Source organism: Actinosynnema sp. NPDC059335, from assembly GCF_042752395.1.
In the GTDB taxonomy this organism is placed as follows: Bacteria; Actinomycetota; Actinomycetes; order Mycobacteriales; family Pseudonocardiaceae; genus Actinosynnema.
On the sequence record NZ_JBHYXZ010000175.1, the window covers coordinates 1 to 16,676 of the forward strand.

At 73.1% G+C, this 16,676-nt stretch carries 23 protein-coding genes; 6 read left to right on the forward strand and 17 right to left on the reverse strand.

All coding sequences use genetic code 11. The features are described 5' to 3' along the window. Nucleotides 1–656: PLP-dependent cysteine synthase family protein (locus ACFXGA_RS34645; RefSeq protein ID WP_378095414.1), on the reverse strand; the 656-nt coding region annotated here is incomplete at its 3' end. Between the two features lie 124 nt (nucleotides 657–780). On the opposite strand from ACFXGA_RS34645, the gene ACFXGA_RS34650 reads away from it, so the two are divergent. From ACFXGA_RS34650 to ACFXGA_RS34660, 3 genes are read left to right on the forward strand one after another with little or no spacing between them, the layout of a single operon-like run. Further along, nucleotides 781–1,824: an ADP-ribosylglycohydrolase family protein gene (locus ACFXGA_RS34650; RefSeq protein WP_378095416.1), complete on the forward strand. Its 1,044-nt coding sequence runs from the start codon at nucleotides 781–783 to the stop codon at nucleotides 1,822–1,824. A 55-nt stretch (nucleotides 1,825–1,879) separates the two neighbouring features. Further along, nucleotides 1,880–2,188, forward strand: a complete 309-nt coding sequence (locus ACFXGA_RS34655; RefSeq protein ID WP_378095418.1) for a PadR family transcriptional regulator — start codon at nucleotides 1,880–1,882, stop codon at nucleotides 2,186–2,188. After that, a complete protein-coding gene (locus tag ACFXGA_RS34660; protein WP_378095420.1) occupies nucleotides 2,185–2,484 on the forward strand; it encodes a hypothetical protein in 300 nt (99 codons plus the stop codon). Before ACFXGA_RS34655 ends, ACFXGA_RS34660 begins: the two co-directional genes overlap by 4 nt. Nucleotides 2,485–2,543: 59 nt before the next feature. Here the strand turns inward: ACFXGA_RS34660 and ACFXGA_RS34665 are convergent, their stop codons facing one another. Both ACFXGA_RS34665 and ACFXGA_RS34670 read right to left on the reverse strand, forming a co-directional pair. Further along, nucleotides 2,544–2,801 carry a DUF4229 domain-containing protein gene (locus ACFXGA_RS34665; RefSeq protein WP_378095422.1) on the reverse strand — a complete coding sequence of 86 codons (258 nt, stop codon included), beginning with the start codon at nucleotides 2,799–2,801 and terminating at the stop codon, nucleotides 2,544–2,546. An 11-nt stretch (nucleotides 2,802–2,812) separates the two neighbouring features. After that, nucleotides 2,813–3,280 carry an Lrp/AsnC family transcriptional regulator gene (locus tag ACFXGA_RS34670; RefSeq protein ID WP_378095424.1) on the reverse strand — a complete coding sequence of 156 codons (468 nt, stop codon included), beginning with the start codon at nucleotides 3,278–3,280 and terminating at the stop codon, nucleotides 2,813–2,815. Nucleotides 3,281–3,430: 150 nt separating this feature from the next. Between ACFXGA_RS34670 and ACFXGA_RS34675 the strand changes: the two genes are divergently transcribed. Together ACFXGA_RS34675 and ACFXGA_RS34680 are read left to right on the forward strand one after the other, a co-directional pair. Next, nucleotides 3,431–3,649, forward strand: a complete 219-nt coding sequence (locus ACFXGA_RS34675) for a BldC family transcriptional regulator (protein WP_378095426.1) — start codon at nucleotides 3,431–3,433, stop codon at nucleotides 3,647–3,649. Between the two features lie 52 nt (nucleotides 3,650–3,701). Next, the gene (locus ACFXGA_RS34680) at nucleotides 3,702–3,881 is read left to right on the forward strand and encodes a hypothetical protein (RefSeq protein WP_378095452.1); all 180 of its coding nucleotides are present in this window, start codon (nucleotides 3,702–3,704) and stop codon (nucleotides 3,879–3,881) included. 39 nt (nucleotides 3,882–3,920) lie between these two features. Here the strand turns inward: ACFXGA_RS34680 and ACFXGA_RS34685 are convergent, their stop codons facing one another. From ACFXGA_RS34685 to ACFXGA_RS34700, 4 genes are all read right to left on the reverse strand, one after another. Then, nucleotides 3,921–5,387 carry an AAA family ATPase gene (locus ACFXGA_RS34685; protein WP_378095428.1) on the reverse strand — a complete coding sequence of 489 codons (1,467 nt, stop codon included), beginning with the start codon at nucleotides 5,385–5,387 and terminating at the stop codon, nucleotides 3,921–3,923. 155 nt (nucleotides 5,388–5,542) lie between these two features. Beyond that, nucleotides 5,543–6,505 carry a c-type cytochrome biogenesis protein CcsB gene (gene ccsB / locus ACFXGA_RS34690; protein ID WP_378095430.1) on the reverse strand — a complete coding sequence of 321 codons (963 nt, stop codon included), beginning with the start codon at nucleotides 6,503–6,505 and terminating at the stop codon, nucleotides 5,543–5,545. Continuing rightward, nucleotides 6,505–8,016 (reverse strand): cytochrome c biogenesis protein ResB, encoded by a 1,512-nt coding sequence (locus tag ACFXGA_RS34695; protein ID WP_378095454.1) that lies wholly within the window; start codon nucleotides 8,014–8,016, stop codon nucleotides 6,505–6,507. The genes ccsB and ACFXGA_RS34695 overlap by 1 nt, the downstream gene beginning before the upstream one ends. A gap of 50 nt (nucleotides 8,017–8,066) precedes the next feature. Next, nucleotides 8,067–8,852 carry a cytochrome c biogenesis CcdA family protein gene (locus tag ACFXGA_RS34700; protein WP_378095457.1) on the reverse strand — a complete coding sequence of 262 codons (786 nt, stop codon included), beginning with the start codon at nucleotides 8,850–8,852 and terminating at the stop codon, nucleotides 8,067–8,069. Between the two features lie 195 nt (nucleotides 8,853–9,047). Here ACFXGA_RS34700 and ACFXGA_RS34705 point away from each other — a divergent pair, with 195 nt between their 5' ends. Beyond that, nucleotides 9,048–10,013, forward strand: coding sequence for a M64 family metallopeptidase (locus ACFXGA_RS34705; RefSeq protein ID WP_378095432.1), 966 nt, complete (start codon nucleotides 9,048–9,050; stop codon nucleotides 10,011–10,013). A gap of 3 nt (nucleotides 10,014–10,016) precedes the next feature. Here ACFXGA_RS34705 and ACFXGA_RS34710 read toward each other — a convergent pair whose 3' ends face one another. The 10 genes from ACFXGA_RS34710 to hemB all read right to left on the reverse strand — a co-directional run bounded on the left by ACFXGA_RS34710 (nucleotide 10,017) and on the right by hemB (nucleotide 16,505). After that, entirely contained in the window at nucleotides 10,017–10,598 is a 582-nt protein-coding gene (locus ACFXGA_RS34710) for a TlpA family protein disulfide reductase (RefSeq protein WP_378095434.1), read from the reverse strand. Beyond that, a complete protein-coding gene (locus tag ACFXGA_RS34715; RefSeq protein WP_378095436.1) occupies nucleotides 10,595–11,224 on the reverse strand; it encodes a histidine phosphatase family protein in 630 nt (209 codons plus the stop codon). The genes ACFXGA_RS34710 and ACFXGA_RS34715 overlap by 4 nt, the downstream gene beginning before the upstream one ends. After that, on the reverse strand, nucleotides 11,221–12,528 hold the full coding sequence (gene hemL / locus ACFXGA_RS34720; RefSeq protein WP_378095437.1) for a glutamate-1-semialdehyde 2,1-aminomutase: 1,308 nt from the start codon (nucleotides 12,526–12,528) through the stop codon (nucleotides 11,221–11,223). Before hemL ends, ACFXGA_RS34715 begins: the two co-directional genes overlap by 4 nt. 11 nt (nucleotides 12,529–12,539) lie before the next feature. Then, nucleotides 12,540–12,881: a hypothetical protein gene (locus tag ACFXGA_RS34725; RefSeq protein WP_378095439.1), complete on the reverse strand. Its 342-nt coding sequence runs from the start codon at nucleotides 12,879–12,881 to the stop codon at nucleotides 12,540–12,542. A gap of 13 nt (nucleotides 12,882–12,894) precedes the next feature. After that, entirely contained in the window at nucleotides 12,895–13,362 is a 468-nt protein-coding gene (locus ACFXGA_RS34730) for a hypothetical protein (protein WP_378095441.1), read from the reverse strand. A gap of 7 nt (nucleotides 13,363–13,369) precedes the next feature. Further along, nucleotides 13,370–13,801 carry a hypothetical protein gene (locus ACFXGA_RS34735; RefSeq protein ID WP_378095443.1) on the reverse strand — a complete coding sequence of 144 codons (432 nt, stop codon included), beginning with the start codon at nucleotides 13,799–13,801 and terminating at the stop codon, nucleotides 13,370–13,372. Between the two features lie 104 nt (nucleotides 13,802–13,905). Next, nucleotides 13,906–14,307 carry a hypothetical protein gene (locus ACFXGA_RS34740; RefSeq protein WP_378095445.1) on the reverse strand — a complete coding sequence of 134 codons (402 nt, stop codon included), beginning with the start codon at nucleotides 14,305–14,307 and terminating at the stop codon, nucleotides 13,906–13,908. Next, nucleotides 14,304–14,891: a hypothetical protein gene (locus ACFXGA_RS34745; RefSeq protein ID WP_378095447.1), complete on the reverse strand. Its 588-nt coding sequence runs from the start codon at nucleotides 14,889–14,891 to the stop codon at nucleotides 14,304–14,306. Before ACFXGA_RS34745 ends, ACFXGA_RS34740 begins: the two co-directional genes overlap by 4 nt. Nucleotides 14,892–14,991: 100 nt before the next feature. Then, on the reverse strand, nucleotides 14,992–15,531 hold the full coding sequence (locus tag ACFXGA_RS34750; protein WP_378095448.1) for a hypothetical protein: 540 nt from the start codon (nucleotides 15,529–15,531) through the stop codon (nucleotides 14,992–14,994). After that, nucleotides 15,528–16,505 (reverse strand): porphobilinogen synthase, encoded by a 978-nt coding sequence (gene hemB, locus ACFXGA_RS34755; RefSeq protein WP_378095450.1) that lies wholly within the window; start codon nucleotides 16,503–16,505, stop codon nucleotides 15,528–15,530. The genes ACFXGA_RS34750 and hemB overlap by 4 nt, the downstream gene beginning before the upstream one ends. Nucleotides 16,506–16,676: the final 171 nt, after the last annotated feature.

Genomic DNA, 16,676 nt, shown 5'->3' on the forward strand with positions numbered 1-16,676 from the left:
AGCCGGGTCCGCAGCTTGCGGTAGTGGATGAACCGGCCGATGGTGGCGCTCGTGCCGCCGGTGCCCGCGCCGACCACGACCCACTCCGGCTCCGGCTTGTCCTCCAGCGCCATCTGCTGGAACACCGACTCCGCGATGTTGTTGTTGCCGCGCCAGTCCGTGGCCCGCTCGGCGTGCGTGAACTGGTCCATGAAGTGCCCGTCCAGCTCCGCCGCGAGCCGCCGGGACTCGTCGTAGATCGCGCCCGGCTCGTCCACGAAGTGGCACTGCCCGCCCTGGCGCTCGATCAGCGCCACCTTCTCCGGGCTGGTCGACCGCGGCATGACCGCGATGAACGGCAGCCCGAGCAGCCGGGCGAAGTACGCCTCGGACACGGCCGTCGAACCGGACGACGCCTCGATCACCGGCGTGCCGCCGACCACCCAGCCGTTGCAGATCGCGTACAGGAACAGCGACCGGGCCAGGCGGTGCTTGAGCGAGCCCGTGGGGTGGGTGGACTCGTCCTTCAGGTAAAGGTCGATACCCCACTCCGGTGGGAGGGGGAACGTCAGCAGGTGCGTGTCGGCGCTGCGGTTGGCATCCGCCTCGATGATGCGGACGGCCTCGCACACCCACTCCCGGGTCCGGGAGCTGCATCGGTCTACCGAAAGGGTCACGCCGGCAGGTTAACTTCTGCGGCGTGACCCCACACCCGATCGCCCCCCGCCCCGGCGGCCTGCTGGCCCGAGCCCGCGGGTGCGGCGGCGCCGCGCGCCGCCCCCCCCCCCGCGGGGGGGGGGTGTGTGGGCCTGCTCCCGCTGGGCCCCCGCCCCCCGGCCCCCCCCCCCCCCCCCCCCCCCACTCCCGATCGCCCCGCTCACCGGCTGCCTGCTGGCCGGAGCCGTCGGCGACGCGCTCGGCGGCTCGATCGAGTTCGACCGGATCGACCGCATCCGCGGCCGGTTCGGCCCGGCCGGCCTGACCGACTACGCCCCCGCGTACGGCCGGCTCGGCGCGATCACCGACGACACCCAGATGACGCTGTTCACGCTGGAAGGGCTCGTGCTGGCCCGTCGGCGCGGCAGCGACCCGGTGCACGAGGTGCGCGTGGCGTACGCCCGGTGGCTGCGCACGCAGGGCGGCCCCGAGGTCACCCGCGACGGGTGGCTGCTGGACGTGCCGGAGCTGCACGACCGGCGCGCGCCCGGCACCACGTGCCTGACCGCGTTGCGCTCCGGCGTGCCGGGCACGGTGGACGCGCCGATCAACGACTCGAAGGGCTGCGGCGCGGTGATGCGCGCCGCGCCGGTGGCGTTGTGGTCCGACGACGTGCACGAGGTGTTCGAGCTGGCCGCCGCCACCGGCGCGCTGACCCACGGCCACCCCAGCGGCTACCTGTCCGCGGGCGTGCTGGCGGTGCTGGTGCAGCAGTTGCTGGCAGGCGCGTCGCTGCCGGCCGCGATCGGGGTGGCGCGGGCCGAGCTGGTCGGGTGGGACGGGCACGAGGAGCAGTTGGCCCTCCTCGACCTCGCCGTGGAGCTGGGCGTGGGCGGTGTGCGGCCGACACCCGAGGTGATCGAGACGACGCTGGGCGGCGGTTGGGTCGGCGAGGAGGCGTTGGCGATCGCGGTGCTGACCGCGCTGGCCGCGCGCGACCTGGCGGACGGGCTGCTGCTCGCGGTCAACCACTCGGGTGACAGCGACTCGACCGGCGCGCTGTGCGGGAACCTGCTCGGCGCGCGGGACGGCGTCGGGGCCATCCCCCGGCACTGGCTGGACGTGCTGGAGCTGCGGGACGTGGTGGAGCGCCTGGCCGGCGAGGCGGAGGCCGCGTTCGGCCGGTGAGAAGCGGGGCGGCGGAGGGTTGACCCGCCTTAATCTACATAGATAGGCTTGGCGCGTGGAACCGCTCGGGCGCATCGGAGGGGCCACCGTCGACGTGCTGGAGGTGCTGCTCGGCAGCGACCGGCCGCGCTGGGGCCTGGAGATCATCAAGCTGACCGGGCGGCCGTCCGGCAGCGTCTACCCGCTGCTCGACCGCCTGGAACGGGCCGGGTGGGTCACGTCGTCGTGGGACGACGACAGCGAACGCCGCGGCCCGCGCCGCCGGATGTACGTGCTCACGCCGGACGGCGCCCGCGAGGCGACCCGGGTGTGCGCGAGGAAGGCCCGACCCGTGCCCGTCACCCGACCGGAGGTAGCCCGATGACCCGACTCGCCCTGGCCCTGGTCCGCGCGGCGGCCGCGTTCCTGCCGCGCGGGCAGCGGGACCGCTACCTGGAGCAGTGGCGCGCCGACGTGCGGGGCGCGCGCGAGGTGGGCTTGCACCCGCTCGGGGTGGCGTTCGGCGCGGCCCGCATCGCGCGCCGCGAGCGCCCGCCGACACCGCTGCCCGTCGGCCCGCTGGCGCTGGCCCTGCGGCTGCGCGAGAGCACGAACATCGGCGCGGTGCTGGCCGTGGTGCTGCTGGCCAACCTCGGCGGGACGATCCTGCTGGTGGTCTAGGCCGTGCCGCCGCCGCGCCCGGCACGCCACCGCCGGATCCGACGGGACGGTCCGGCGGTCTAGGCGGCGTCGCCGCGCAGCTGGGCGCGCAGCTTCTCGCGTTCGGCGCGGCGCGCGGCCTGCTTGACCTCCAGGCCCTGCGCGACCCGCGCGCGCAGGCCGCTGAACACGAACAGCGACAGCGGCAGCGCCACCACCACGCCCACGGCCAGCGCCACCAGCAGCGGCACGTTGACGAGCACGAGCAGCGCGGTGACCGCGGCGACCATGCCCAGGCGTGCGCAGATGTAGAGCGTCACATCACGACCCAGGTGCACGGTTCCCCAGGTTACGCGTCGTCCGCGGCGCCGGCCGCCGCGGTGTTCGGCCGGCCCTCGAACCGGGTCGACAACACGACCGTGGTGCGGGTGCGCGCGACGCCTTGGATGCGCCGCAACCGGCCGAGGGAGCGCTCCAGGTCGTCCACCGTGGCGACCCGGACCTTCACGATGAACGACTCGTCGCCCGCCACCCGGTAGCACGACTCGACCTCGACCAGCTCGCCCAGCGCGACCGCCAGCTCGTCGTCGTCCGCGGTGTCGGTGGGGTGGATGCTGACCAGCGCCGTGACCCCGAGGCCGACCGCGCTCGGGTCGACCACGGCGTGGTAGCCAACGATCACGCCGGTGGCTTCCAGCTTGCCGACCCGCTCGTGCACGGCGGAGGCCGACAGGCCCACCTTCCGGCCCAGGTCGGCGTAGGTGGCCCGGCCGTTCTCGCGCAGGGCGGCGATGATCTGGCGATCAAGAGCGTCCACCGGTCACAGGGTAGGCCCACCCCCGGCGATGTCCGAACCGCACGCTTCGTCCCTTACTACCTCTTTACCATCACCCAAGCGTTCGAGTACCCGATGGGTGAGGTGCCACGATGCGTCCGGTACGTCTGTTCGCCATCGGGGAGGAAAGCCGTGACCGTGACGCAGGGACACCAGGGGGAACGCCTGCTGACGCCGGGCGAGGTCGCGAACCTGTTCCGGGTCGACCCGAAGACGGTCACCCGCTGGGCGACCGCGGGCCGGATCGGTTCGATCCGCACGCCGGGCGGCCACCGCAGGTTCCGCGAGTCGGAGGTCCAGGAGCTGTTGTCCCAGCTCACCACCGAGGCGACCGAGCCCGTCCGGCACTGAGCACGTGCACCTCCGCGACACGGGTAATCTCGTGGCAAAGGAGGTGGCGACCATGCTCTACCTGCTCGCGGTGGTCGGTGCGCTCACCATCGCCGTGCTGCTGTGGCGCGCGTTCGGGCCGGACCGGGTCGATACCGCCCCCAGCCGTCGGTTCGTGGCGCCCGACGACAACCCCGACTTCCTGCGCAAGCTCGGCGAGCAGCGCAAGAAGAAGGCGGACGACGAGGAGTGAGACGGCGGAGGGGCCTCGGTCGAGGCCCCTCGTCGCGCGCTAGTTGTTCGGGAAGTCGTCGGCCACCGTGGCGGCCAGCTCCAGCAGCGCGAGCCGGGTGTCCGGGGCGAGCTTGTCCAGCTCGATCTCCGCGCCCTCCTCCAGGTGCGTGTCGAACGGGATCCGCACCACGGCGCGGCAGCGCTGGGCGAAGTGCGCGGCCAGCTTGTCCAGGTCGACCTTGCCCGAGCCCGGCCGCACGGAGTTGATCACCGCGACGGACTTCGCGACCAGGTCGCGGTAGCCGTGGGCGTCGAGCCAGTCCAGCGTCGCCGCCGAGGTCTGCGCGCCGTCCACCGAGCCGGACGAGACCAGCACCAGCGAGTCGGCCTGGTCGAGCACGCCCTTCATGGCCGAGTGCATCAGGCCGGTGCCGCAGTCGGTGAGCACGATGTTGTAGAACAGCTCCAGCAGCGCCATCGTGCGCAGGTAGTCCTGGTCGCTGAACGCCTCCGACACGGCCGGGTCCTGCTCGGACGCCAGCACCTCCAGGCGGCTCGGCGACTGCGACGTGTAGGCGCGCACGTCGCTGTACCGGGTGATCTTCGAGGCGTCGCGCAGCAGGTGCCGCACGGTCGCCGTGGTCTCCCGGGGCACCTTCAGCGCCAGCGTGCCGCGGTCGGGGTTGGCGTCCACCGCGATGACCCGGTCGCCGCGCAGCGAGGAGAACGTGGAGCCGAGCGTGGTCGTCGTCGTGGTCTTGCCGACGCCGCCCTTGAGGCTCAGCATCGCGATCTTGTAGCAGCCGCGCAGGGGCTGGTTGATCCGGGTGATCAGCTCGCGCCGGCGGATGTCCGCGGGGCTCTCGCCGAGGTTGACCAGGCCGCCGGTGATCGAGTGCAGCGTCTTGCGCCAGCCGGACTGCGGGGGCCGCTTCGCGCGCTTGATCAGCTGCTGCGAGGAGACCTCGTTGGCGTTGGCGCGCTGGGGCGGCTGCGGCTGGACGCTCTGCGGGAAGTTGTTGGGGAACCCGCCCTGGTACTGGGGCTGACCGGGCTGGCCGGGGGCCGGGTACGCGCCGGACGGGCCGCCGGACACCTGGTACGCCCCCGACGGGCCGCCGGAGACCTGGTGGGGACCGGACTGCTGACCCGAGACCTGGTACGGGCCGGACTGCTGACCGGACACCTGGTACGGACCCGACTGCTGACCGGACACCTGGTACGGGCCGGACTGCTGACCGGACACCTGGTACGGACCCGACTGCTGACCCGAGACCTGGTACGGACCCGACTGCTGACCCGGCGCCGGGTAGGGGCCGGACTGCGCCGGGAAGCCGCCCGACGGCGGACCGGTCACCGGGCCGGACGCCGACGGGTCCAGGTAGACGGTCTGCGGGTCGACGTAGTGGGCTCCCGATCCCGGCTCGACCTGGTAGCCGCCCGACTGGTTCGGGTTGGGCTGCTGCCCGTCCCCTCCGGCCGGCTGCTGCCACGACGGCTCAGGATTCTCGTAGCGACCGGTCACCGCTGGGGTCCTCCCTGAGCGAAGCGGATCGAGACCTCCCCGACCCCACGCGTCCGACGGTAGTCGGCGACCAGTGGTTCCTCGACACTGGGTGTGCGCTCAGCCACGTGCTCCGCGACGGGCCGCCGACACCGCGTGACTGGTGGTCTACGGGATCAGCCGACCCCGGCGTACGAGTGCAACCCAGTCGTTACGAGGTTGATGAAGAACAGGTTGAACACGGTCAGCGCGAAGCCGAGCGAGTTGATCCAGGCGGCGGGCCGGCCGCGCCACCCGGCCGTCGCGCGCGCGTGCAGGTACGCCGCGTAGACCACCCACGAGACGAACGCGACCGTCTCCTTGGGGTCCCAGCCCCAGAACCGGCCCCACGCCGCCTCGGCCCAGATCGCGCCGCAGATGATCCCGATCGTGAACAGCGGGAACGCGAAGACCGTGCTGCGGTAGGCGAGCCGGTCGAGCACGTCGGCGTCGGGCAGCCGGCGGAACCGGGCCCGGCCGGAGGACTTCATCAGGTACAGCACGCTGGCCACGCCGGGCACCAGCAGCACGCCGCTGGACACGGAGATCACCGACACGTGCACCACGAGCCAGTACGACTGGAGCGCCGGCTGCACGGGCGCGGCGTCGGCGTAGAGGACCGTGCCGCCGAGGAACATCAGGATCACGATCGGCACGAGCACGAACCCGCCGAGCCGGCGCACCGGGAACGTGCGGGACAGCACCAGCCACGTGACGACGGCCGCGAGCGTCAGCATCGAGCCGTACTCGTACATGTTGCCCCACGGCGCGCGTTCGGTCGCGAGACCGCGCAGCACCAGCGAGGCGGCCTGGAGCAGCGCGCCGAGGACGGCCAGCGCCACGCCCATGCGGCCCAGGCGCTCGGCGCGGGACCGCTCCGGCCTGACGACCAGGCCCGGCGTCCACGTGCCGTCGGCCTGCGTCCCGCCCGCGGCGACCGCGCCCGACGCCGGGGTGCCGGCCAGTTCGCGCTCCCGGGCCTTCGCGGGCCGGGCGAACGCCGCCTCGCACAGGTACAGCACGGCGGCGAAGAAGTAGATCGCCACGGCCGCGCCGTAGGTCCAGTCGCTGTAGGTCGCCAGGGCCGCGTTGACCGGCATCAGCTCTCCTCCTTGTCGGCGGACGGGTCACGGGGGTCCACCAGGTCGCGGGCCAGCCCGGTGAACTCCTCCCCGTACCCGGCCTGGTCGGTGCGCGCGAGGCCGCCGACCTCGATGACGGTACGCCCGCCGTCCCCGGGCGTCGCCCGGACCCAGACCCGGCGGCGCTTGATACTGAGCGAGACGCCCAGACCCAGGATGACCAGCACCGAGAACACCAGCACCCACACCTGCGTCGGGTCGTGGGACACCTGCAACGACACCCAGTCGCGGACGCCGTCGAAGCGGATCACGGTGCCGTCGTCCAGGGTCAGCTCCTCGCCGACCTTGAGGTTCTGCCGGGCGACCTTGGTGAGCTTGCCGTCCTCCACCATCTTCCGGTCGATCGAGAAGATGGACTGGCCGCGCCCGGAGTCGGTGCCGAGGTCGCCGCGGTAGACGTCGACCGCCACCGCCGGGTCGTTCGCGGCGGGGAACGCGGAGTCCAGCAGCTCGCCGCGGAACGCGGCGGTCGGCGCGAGGAGGCCGGTGATCGCGAGCTGGCTCTTGCGGCGCTGCTCGGCGTCCGGCACGTTCGGCGGGTCGAACTTCGTCGCGCCCTCGGAGGCCAGCGTCAGGAGGTTCACCGGCCGCCACTGGGTGGCCCCGGTGCGGGTCTCGCCGTTGGGGAAGGTGACCGTGAACAGCGGCGTGTAGCCGTGGCCGAGCAGGTAGAGCCGGTCGCCCGCGGTGCGCAGGGGGCTGTTGACCTCCAGCGGGTACGGCCGCCAGGTGCCGGTCTCCAGGTCCGCGCCGGACTGGTAGGCGATGGACGCGCGGTAGCTCTCGGCCTGCCCGTTGTGCAGGTAGGTGGCCTCGAAGTCGTCCACCTTCACGCAGAACTGGTTGAGGTTCGTGCCGTCGACGCGCAGGCCGGGGCGGAACGTGTCGTAGTTGTAGACGCCCGAGTTGCAGAACTGGTCGCCGTTGGCCTGCACGATGACCTGGCCCTCGTAGCCGAACATCTTGCCCAGCGCGAACGCCACCAGCAGGCCCAGCAGCGAGAAGTGGAACACCAGGTTGCCGGTCTCGCGCAGGAACCCGCGCTCGGCGCTGACCGTCCGGGAGCCGTCGGGCTCCTCGCGGACGACCTTGCGCCAGCCCTTGAGCCGGCGTTCGGCGTGCTCGACCACGGCCTGCGGCGACGCGGACGTCTCGGCCGACGCGTGGTGCGGCATGCGGGACAGGTTGCGCGGCGTCAGCACCGGCTTGGCGCGCATCTGCTTGAAGTACTCGAACGTGCGCGGCAGCAGGCAGCCGACCAGCGACACGAACAGCAGCACGTAGACCGCGGAGAACCAGACGCTGGCGTAGACGTCGAAGAACTGCAGCTCGTCGAGGAACCGGCCCCACCAGCCGTGCTCCGCGATGTACTCGTCCACCTTCACCGCGTTCAGCGAGCGCTGCGGCAGCAGCGCGCCGGGCATCGCGCCGAGGGCGAGCAGGAACAGCAGGGTCAAGGCGGTGCGCATGGCCGTGAGGCCGCGCCACGTGTTGCGCAGGAAGGCGAGGACGGTACCCACTACAGCGGCAGTTCCAGGTCGGTGATCACGGCGTCGCGCAGCCAGGCGACGAAGTCGCCCCACAGGCCGGTGACCAGTGCCACGCCCACGGCGATCAGCAGCACGCCGCCGAAGACCTGGACCTGGCGGACGTGCGAGCGCAGCCAGCCGGTCGTCCGGACCGCCCAGCGCGCGCCCAGCGCGATGAGGATGAACGGCAGGCCGAGGCCCAGGCAGTAGGCCAGCACGAGCAGGCCGCCGCGGGCGGTGACCGAGCCGACCTCGGTGCTGCGGGTCAGCGCCAGCACGCCCATCAACGTCGGTCCGATGCACGGGGTCCAGCCGAGCGCGAACACCCCGCCGAGCAGGGGCGCGCCGAAGAGGCCGGCACGCGGCGTGCGGTGCACGCGGACGTCGCGCTGCAACGCCGGGACGAGGCCGATGAACACCAGGCCCATGGCGATGGTGATGACACCGCCGATGCGCTGGAGCAGGTCGCCCTGCAACCAGAACAGGTCGGTCAACCCGAGCACGACGAACGAGGTCAGGGCGAACACGGCGGTGAAGCCGAGGACGAACAGCAGCGCCGCGCCGGCGACCCGCCAGCGGCCGGTCTTGCGCGCCTCGCCGTCCTGGACCGCGGGCGCCTCCGCGCCGACCAGGCCCGCCAGGTACGCCAGGTAGCCGGGGACCAGGGGCACCACGCACGGGGAGGCGAACGAGATCGCCCCGGCCAGCACCGCCAGCCCGGTGGCGAGCAGGATCGGGCCCGAGGTGGCCAGATCGGTCGGGTTCACGGGGTTCAGGGTAGGTATCCGCGACTTGACGCCGTGCACCGGCATCCCTTATGGGCGACTCAGGTCACAGTGACGGAGTGGCCCGGTCGTGCCTCGATCGGCGGCACGGGCAGCGGACAGCGGTGATCTCCTACCCGTTTTGGGCCCGTTCAAACCAAACCATCAACCCTTGTGGGCTAGCGCTCAACTCCATAGCGTGACTGCATGCGCGCACTCCGGGCCGCCTTGGCCGTGCTGGCCGTCGCCTCCGCCGTCGTCGCCGCTCCCCTGCCCGGCGGCGCCGCGGAGCGCGCCGAGCCGGCCGTGGAGTGGCTGGAGGTCTTCGCGCCGGACGGCACGATCTCGCGGACGCCCGTCCCGGTCGCCGTCGAGACCCGCGCCGCGCCCGCCGAGGTGTCCGCCGCCGTGGTGCCCGTTCAGCAGACCGGCGCGCCCGACCAGCGGTTCGACCTGGTGTTCGTGGGCGACGGCTACACGGCCGACGAGCTGGACTCGTTCCACGACCACGTGGTGGGCAAGTGGGAGGAGCTGGCCTCGGTGGAGCCGTTCAAGTCCTACCGGCAGCACTTCAACGTCTGGCAGGTCGACGTGGTGTCGAACGAGTCGGGCGTGGACCACGACCCGACGCTCGGCGTCGAGCGCGACACCGCCCTCGACATGGGCTTCTGGTGCCAGGGCCGGGACACCCAGACCGAGCGCCTGCTGTGCGTGAACCAGACCAAGGCCGCCCAGTTCGCCGCGCTCGCCCCGGAGGCCGACCAGGTCATCGCGCTCGGCAACACCGCCAAGTACGGCGGCGCGGGCGGCGGCGTGGCGACCGCGGCCGGCGCGAACGACCAGGCCGGGCAGATCGCGGTGCACGAGCTGGGCCACTCGATCGGCGGGCTGGCCGACGAGTACGACTACCCGTACGACCGGTACGGCGGCGCGGAGCCGACCGAGGTGAACGTGACCGCCGACCCGACCGGCGCGAAGTGGTCCGCCTACCTGGGCCAGGCGTCGCCGGACGGCGGTGTGGTCGGCGCGTTCGAGGGCGCGCGGTACCACCGGTACGGCCTGTACCGGCCCACCGAGAACTCGGTCATGCGCACGCTGGGGCGCGAGTTCAACCTGATCGGCCGGGACGCGATGGTCGCCGCGTTCCGGGCGAAGGTGCCCGGACTGCGCTGACGGCTACTCCGCGGCCAGGTCCTTGACCAGTTGCAGCAGGTCGGTCGCGATCACGGGCCCCAGGAACGCCGCCGCCACGCGGTGCTGCTTGTCGAGCACGAACGTGGACGGCACGGTGTTCGGCGGCAGGCCGCGGAACGACAGCATCGCCCGGCCGGACTGGTCGTAGATCGACGGGTAGCTCAGCTTCCGGTTGGTCATGAAGTCGCGGGGCGACTCGGTCGAGCTCTCCTTGACGTCCACGCCCAGCACCTGCACGCCCAGCGGCCCGGTCTCGTCCTGGACCTTCTGCAGCTCCGGCGCCTCGGTCCGGCACGGCGGGCACCACGCGCCCCAGATGTTGACGACCACGACCTTGCCCGCGTAGTCGTCCAGCGAGATCGTCTTGCCGTCCTCCATCAGGCTCGGACCGGTCAGGCCCTTCACCGGCTTGCGCTCGTCGCCCTCGTAGCGCAGCTTGGTCTCGCCGTTGGGCGCGACGAGCTGGAACTCCGAGCCCGCCACCACCGCGTCGTCCCCGGTCGAGCAGCCCGCCAGGACCAGGACCGCGGCGGCGAGGCCCGCCAGCGCCGATCGCGCCCTCATGCGCCGGTCACCCTCGGGTTGGTCGCGCCGACCGGCTCGGTGTAGACCACGCGCACCAGCTGCTCCCCCTCGAACACCAGGCTGGTCAGCGACGCGAGCGAGCACTCGCGGCGACGCGGGTCGTGCCACATCCGCTTGCCCTCCACGAACCGGCGCAGCGTCCAGATCGGGAGCTGGTGGGACACGCACACCGCCTCGTGGCCCTCGGCCACCGCGCGGGCCCGCTGCACGGCGCCGAGCATCCGGTGCGCGATCGCCAGGTACGGCTCGCCCCACGACGGCCGGAACGGGTTGACCAGCTTCGGCCAGTGCTTCGGCGAGCGCAGCGCGCCGTCGCCGACGGCCACCTTCAGGCCCTCGAACCGGTTGTCCGCCTCGATCAGCCGGTCGTCGGTGGCCAGCTCCAGCCGGTGCGAGTCGGCGATCGGCGACGCGGTCTGCTGCGCCCGCTCCAGCGGTGACGCGACGACGTGCGCGATGTCGTGGTCGGCGAGGTGCTCGGCCACGGTCAGGGCCTGCCGCTGGCCGCGCTCGGACAGCCGGAAGCCCGGCAGGCGGCCGTAGAGGATGCCGGTCGGGTTGTGCACCTCGCCGTGCCGCAGCAGGTGGACGACGGTGCGGCTCACCGGGCCACCCCCTCGGGGGCGGTGGCGCTCGCGGCGGCGCGGGCGGCGTGCGGGAGGGCGTCGGCGACGACCTCGAAGTCCGCGTCGGTCATGGCGGCGTTGACGAACCACGCCTCGAACGCGCTCGGCGGCGCGTACACGCCGCGTTCGAGCAGGGCGTGGAAGAACGGCGGGAAGCGCCACGTCTCGGCGGCCTGGGCGCCGGCGTAGTCGGTCACCTCGCGGTCGGTGAAGAACACGCTGACCAGGTTCCCGGCGAACTGCACGCGGTGCGCGACGCCCGCCTCGGTGAGCGCGGCGGTGAACAGCGCGCCCAGGCGCGTGGCGTTGGCGTCCAGGGTGCGGTAGACGTCGTCGGTGGCGGCGCGCAGCGTGGCCAGGCCCGCGGCGACCGCGACCGGGTTACCGGACAGCGTGCCCGCCTGGTAGACCGGGCCGGACGGGGCCAGCTTCGCCATCACGTCCGCGCGGCCGCCGAACGCCGCGGCGGGCAGGCCGCCGGACATGACCTTGCCGAACGTGTAGAGGTCGCCCGCGACGTTCTCCAGGCCGTACCAGCCGGCGCGGGACACCCGGAAGCCGGTCATGACCTCGTCCATGACCAGCAGCGCGCCGTCGGCCTCGCAGAGCCGCTTCAGCTCGGCGTTGTGCTTCGGCGCGACCGCGCCCATGTTGCCCGCGGCGGCCTCCGTGATCACGCAGGCGATCTCGCCGGGGTGCTCCTCGAACGCCCGGCGGACGGCGTCGAGGTCGTTGTAGGGCAGCACGAGCGTGTCGGCGGCCTGGGCGCCGGTGACGCCCGGCGACGTGGGCAGGCCGAGCGTGGCGACGCCGGAGCCGGCCTGGGCGAGCAGGGCGTCCACGTGGCCGTGGTAGCAGCCGGCGAACTTGACCACCTTGCGGCGGCCGGTGAAGCCGCGGGCCAGCCGGATCGCGCTCATCGTGGCCTCGGTGCCGGAGTTGACCAGGCGGACCCGGCGCACCGGGGCGACCCGGTCGATGATCTCCTCGGCCAGCTCGACCTCGCCCTCGGTGGGCGTGCCGAAGGACAGGCCGCGGGTGGCGACCTCGCGCACGGCCCGCACCACGTCCGGGTGAGCGTGCCCGAGGATCATCGGGCCCCAGGAGGACACCAGGTCGACGTACCGGTTGCCGTCGGCGTCCCACAGGTGCGGGCCCTCGCCGCGCACCATGAACCTCGGCGTGCCGCCGACCGAGTGGAAGGCCCGTACCGGGGAGTTCACGCCACCGGGGATCACCGCCGCCGCGCGCTCGAACAGTGCCTGGGATCGCGTCGCTGTCACGGGGTCCAGTCTCACACGTCGGGTTCGGCGACCTGCTCCCGACCACGGGTCCGCACGGCGAGCACGGTCTGGCGCACGGCGTCGAGCAGCAGCACCCCGGCCACCGTGACCAGGCCGATCGACGGGCCGATCCAGTTGCCCTTGAAGCGGGTCGCCTCCAGCGGCGGGTGGTCGGGCACGGGGTAGCTGTAGTGCTCGACGCCCCGGTTCCAGCACCACACCGCGAGGGGCACGAGCAGCGCGATGAGCACCACCTCGCCGACCGCGATCAGCGCGCGTTTCGGCTGGTGCAGCGTCGGCGCGCCGGGCCCGGGGTCCGGCGCGGTCTCGGTCTCGACGGGAGCCGCAGTCACGCCGGTCAGCTTCTCACGCCCGCGGCGCACCGGGTCCGCTCCCGCCGTCGCGCGTGCTCACCAGCCGCGCCATCGCGGCGCGCAGCGCGTCCGCGTCCCGCGCCCAGCCCGTCACCACCGTGCCGTCGGCGAGCCGGACGGGCACCGGCTCCGTGCCGCGGGGCAGGGTCCAGCCGCCGCCCAGCACCTTCGCGCCGGACCGGGGCTCGACGCCCTCGACAGCCGCCACGTCCCGCATCGGCAGCTCCTCCCGGCCCTGGTGCAGGGCGACGGGCGTGAGGCGGACCGCGTAGAGGCGGCGGCGTCCCTGCACCCAGAGGGCGGTCGGCAGGAGCAGGAGCAGCGCGACGAACACCCACAGCAGCGGGCGGGTCGAGCCGGTCAGCGCTTCCACGCCCAGGCCGAGGGCGGCGAACACCGGGCCCCACAGCAGCGGCCACCAGGACGCGCCGGGTTCGGCGTACAGGGTGGGTTGGTCCACGTGACGCCTACCCGAGGTTGCCGGAGAAGTACCGGCGCGTGCCCGGCAGGAAGCCGAACACGGCCGCGGCGGCGGGCAGCGCGAGGCGCAGCACGATCACCGCCCACGACACCGGCTCGGTCCCGCCGTCGCGGGCGGCGACGATCGCGGCGGCCAGCGCGAGGACGCCGATGACCAGCGCGCCGCCGCACAGGCCGAGGCGGGCGTGGTAGCTGCCGCCCAGCAGCAGCACCGCGCCCCAGATGCCGGCGACGGCCAGGCACGCGCCGGCGAACAACGCCATGATCGGGCCGAAGCCGGCGAGCGCGCCGTCCTCGGCCAGCGTGCGGACGAGCGAGCCGATCGGCCAGGACAGCGACGCCAGCACCCACAGGACGAACGAGACGACGACGGCGTTGGGGCGGGTCGGCGCGGTGGTGTGCTGGTCGACGCTCCGCATCTGGCCGGGGTAGGGGTACGGGGGTGGGGGCTGGTGTTGCGGTGAGGGCTGGTGTTGCGGCTGGTACGGGGGTTGGTGTGGCTGGTAGGGCGGTTGCGGGCTGGTCATCGGGACCTCACCCACCGGGCCGTGCCGGGCAGCCAGGTCAACGCCAACCCGACGGCGATCAGCAACAGCGTCACCAGGTTCGCGGCGCTCGCCCCCGGCAGCACGATCCACAGCACGTGCAGCACGGCCACGGCGGTCAGCACGCCGCGCGCCCACCGCGTGCCCCGGCGCAGCAGCCACCCGAACACGCCGTAACCGATCGTGAAGAGCACCGCGACGAGGGTGAGCTGCCACAGCAGCCCGGTGACCGCGGCGGGGTCGTCGCCTGCCCGGACCGCGGCCTGCTCCAGCGCGGGCCGGCGCAGCCACAGCACCAGGCCCTCCAGCAGCAGGAACGCGCCGAGGGCCAGCCAGACGGCGACCGCGCCGCGCACGACCGCGGGCGGCTGCTCGGTCATCCGACGCGTTTGGCCGAGTCGAAGTAGACCTTGGAAGCGGGCAGGTACAGCGTCACCACGGCGGCGGCGACGACCAGCATGATGAGCACGCCGATCAGGGAGAACCCGATCAGGTGGTAGAGGAACACCACCACGCCCAGGATCGTCAACGCGATCCGAGCCCAGTTGCGGCCGGCGCGGGCCTTGACCGCGAAGAACGCCATCAGCGCCGCGAGCACCACGCCGATGATCACGAGGAACACGAGGACGGCGGTCACCGCGGACTCGAGCTGCTCCACCGTGACGCCCGGGGTCTGGTTCTGCGCCTTGCGGGCCTCTTCCAGGGCCGTCCCCCGCTGGGTGAGCACCAGCACGGAGGAGACGACGAGCAGCAGCGCGCCCGCGAGCCACAGGAAGAACGACAGGCGGACTTCCTTGGGCTCCGGCACGGCGGGCCGCCCCTGGCCACCCGACCCGGCCAGCTCCGACTCGCTCAGCGGCGGCGGCGGGAGGTAGGAGGGCTGCTGCGGGTACGACTGCTGCGGGTAGGGCTGCTGCTCGTGCGGCTGCGAGGGCCTGTTCTCAGGGTCCTGTGGGGTCGTCACGTCCGGAACGCTAGGGCCCGGTCAAGGTCGTTGTCCACCGCGACAGGCGGTGGCTGCAGACCTGTGACCTGGGTTCTCCCGGTGCGTTTGGCCGCGCGCGTCAGCGGGTACCGACGGGGCGCGGCCTGAAGTGACCGGCGACGGACGCCTGGTACACCAGCACCACGGCCGCGGCGTCGATCAGCATCGTGAGGACGCCGAACGCGAGGTCCACCCCGCTGACCGCGAGGCCGAACGCCGCCGCGAAGCCCGAGACGGCGGCGACCAGCCGCACCACGCCGAGGAAGATCCCGCCGACGGCGAGGACGGTCAGCACGACGCGCGCCCAGTTGCGGCCCTGGGCCATCCGGTTCGCGAGCAGCGTGTAGACGAGGACCAGGGCGACGGCCATCAGCAGGCCGAACACGACCCCGCCGGTGGCGGCGGCGTCCAGCTCGTCCTGGCTCAGGTCCGGCTGCTGCGCGCGCAGTTCGCGGATCAGCATCCCGCGGTCGGCCAGTTGCACCACGAACCGCACCATGCCGACGGCGGCGCTGAGGATGAACAGCCAGCGGGCGATGTCGACCGGCTTGGGCGGCGGCGGGGTGGGCGGCTTGGCCGCCCGGGCGTTCCCCGGTCCGGTCGTTCGCGGTCCCGTCATTCCCGGTCCAGCCACGCGGCGGCCTCGACGGCCCAGTAGGTGAGCACGACGTCCGCGCCGGCCCGGCGGATCGACGTCAGCGTCTCCAGCACGGTGCGCTCGCGGTCGATCCAGCCGTTGCGGGCCGCGGCCTCGACCATCGCGTACTCGCCGGAGATCTGGTAGGCGGCCACCGGGACGTCGGACACCTCGGCGACGGCCTTGACGACGTCCAGGTACGGGAGGGCGGGCTTGACCATGACCAGGTCGGCCCCCTCGGCGAGGTCGAGGGTGGCCTCGCGGAGCGCCTCGCGGGCGTTCGCCGGGTCCTGCTGGTAGGTCTTGCGGTCGCCCTGGAGCTGCGACTCGACGGCGTCGCGGAACGGGCCGTAAAGCGCGGAGGCGTACTTGGCGCTGTAGGCGAGGATGCCGGTGTCGGTGTGGCCCGCCTCGTCGAGCGCGGCCCGGATGAAGCCGATCTGGCCGTCCATCATGCCGCTCGGGCCCACGAGGTGCGCGCCCGCTTCGGCCTGGGCGACGGCCATCTCGCCGTAGACCTCCAGCGTGGCGTCGTTGTCGACGGTGCCGTCGGGGGTGAGCACGCCGCAGTGGCCGTGGTCGGTGAACTCGTCCAGGCAGCAGTCCGACATCAGGACGGTCGAGTCGCCGAGTTCCCGGCGCAGGTCGCGCAGGGCGGCGTTGAGGATGCCGTCGGGGTCGGTCGCGCCGGAGCCGACCGCGTCCCGCTCGGCGGGCACGCCGAACAGCATGATCCCGCCGACGCCCGCCTGGACCGCCTCCACGGCCGCCTTGCGCAGCGACTCGCGGGTGTGCTGGTGGACGCCCGGCATGCTCTTGATCTCGGTCGGCGCGTCCGCGCCTTCCTTCACGAACATGGGCAGGACGAGGTGGCGGGGGCGCACGGTGGTCTCGGAGACCAGGCGGCGCAGGGCCGGGGTGGTGCGGAGGCGGCGGGGGCGGTGGGCTGGGAACACGGCGGGTACTCCCTGGCTGGGGGTGGTGCTGGGTGTTGCGGGGTGGTGCGCGGGTGTTGCAGGAGTTCTGGGGTGCGGTCCGGCTCGATTTGACATGGGGCCCTTACGGGCACCGGAGGCAGGCCGTAGCCGGCAGGCACGGCGGGGAAGAGCGTCCCGCCGAGCCTGCCG

Excerpts from the sequence above, each read along its gene's own strand:
- ACFXGA_RS34660 (WP_378095420.1), top strand. The coding sequence starts at position 2,185 with ATGACCCGACTCGCCCTGGCCCTGGTCCGCGCGGCGGCCGCGTTCCTG.
- ACFXGA_RS34695 (WP_378095454.1), bottom strand. The coding sequence starts at position 8,016 with ATGCGCACCGCCTTGACCCTGCTGTTCCTGCTCGCCCTCGGCGCGATG.
- ACFXGA_RS34705 (WP_378095432.1), top strand. The coding sequence starts at position 9,048 with ATGCGCGCACTCCGGGCCGCCTTGGCCGTGCTGGCCGTCGCCTCCGCC.
- ACFXGA_RS34750 (WP_378095448.1), bottom strand. The coding sequence starts at position 15,531 with ATGACGGGACCGCGAACGACCGGACCGGGGAACGCCCGGGCGGCCAAG.
- ACFXGA_RS34710 (WP_378095434.1), bottom strand. The coding sequence starts at position 10,598 with ATGAGGGCGCGATCGGCGCTGGCGGGCCTCGCCGCCGCGGTCCTGGTC.
- ACFXGA_RS34680 (WP_378095452.1), top strand. The coding sequence starts at position 3,702 with ATGCTCTACCTGCTCGCGGTGGTCGGTGCGCTCACCATCGCCGTGCTG.
- ACFXGA_RS34735 (WP_378095443.1), bottom strand. The coding sequence starts at position 13,801 with ATGCGGAGCGTCGACCAGCACACCACCGCGCCGACCCGCCCCAACGCC.
- ACFXGA_RS34740 (WP_378095445.1), bottom strand. The coding sequence starts at position 14,307 with ATGACCGAGCAGCCGCCCGCGGTCGTGCGCGGCGCGGTCGCCGTCTGG.
- ccsB (WP_378095430.1), bottom strand. The coding sequence starts at position 6,505 with ATGCCGGTCAACGCGGCCCTGGCGACCTACAGCGACTGGACCTACGGC.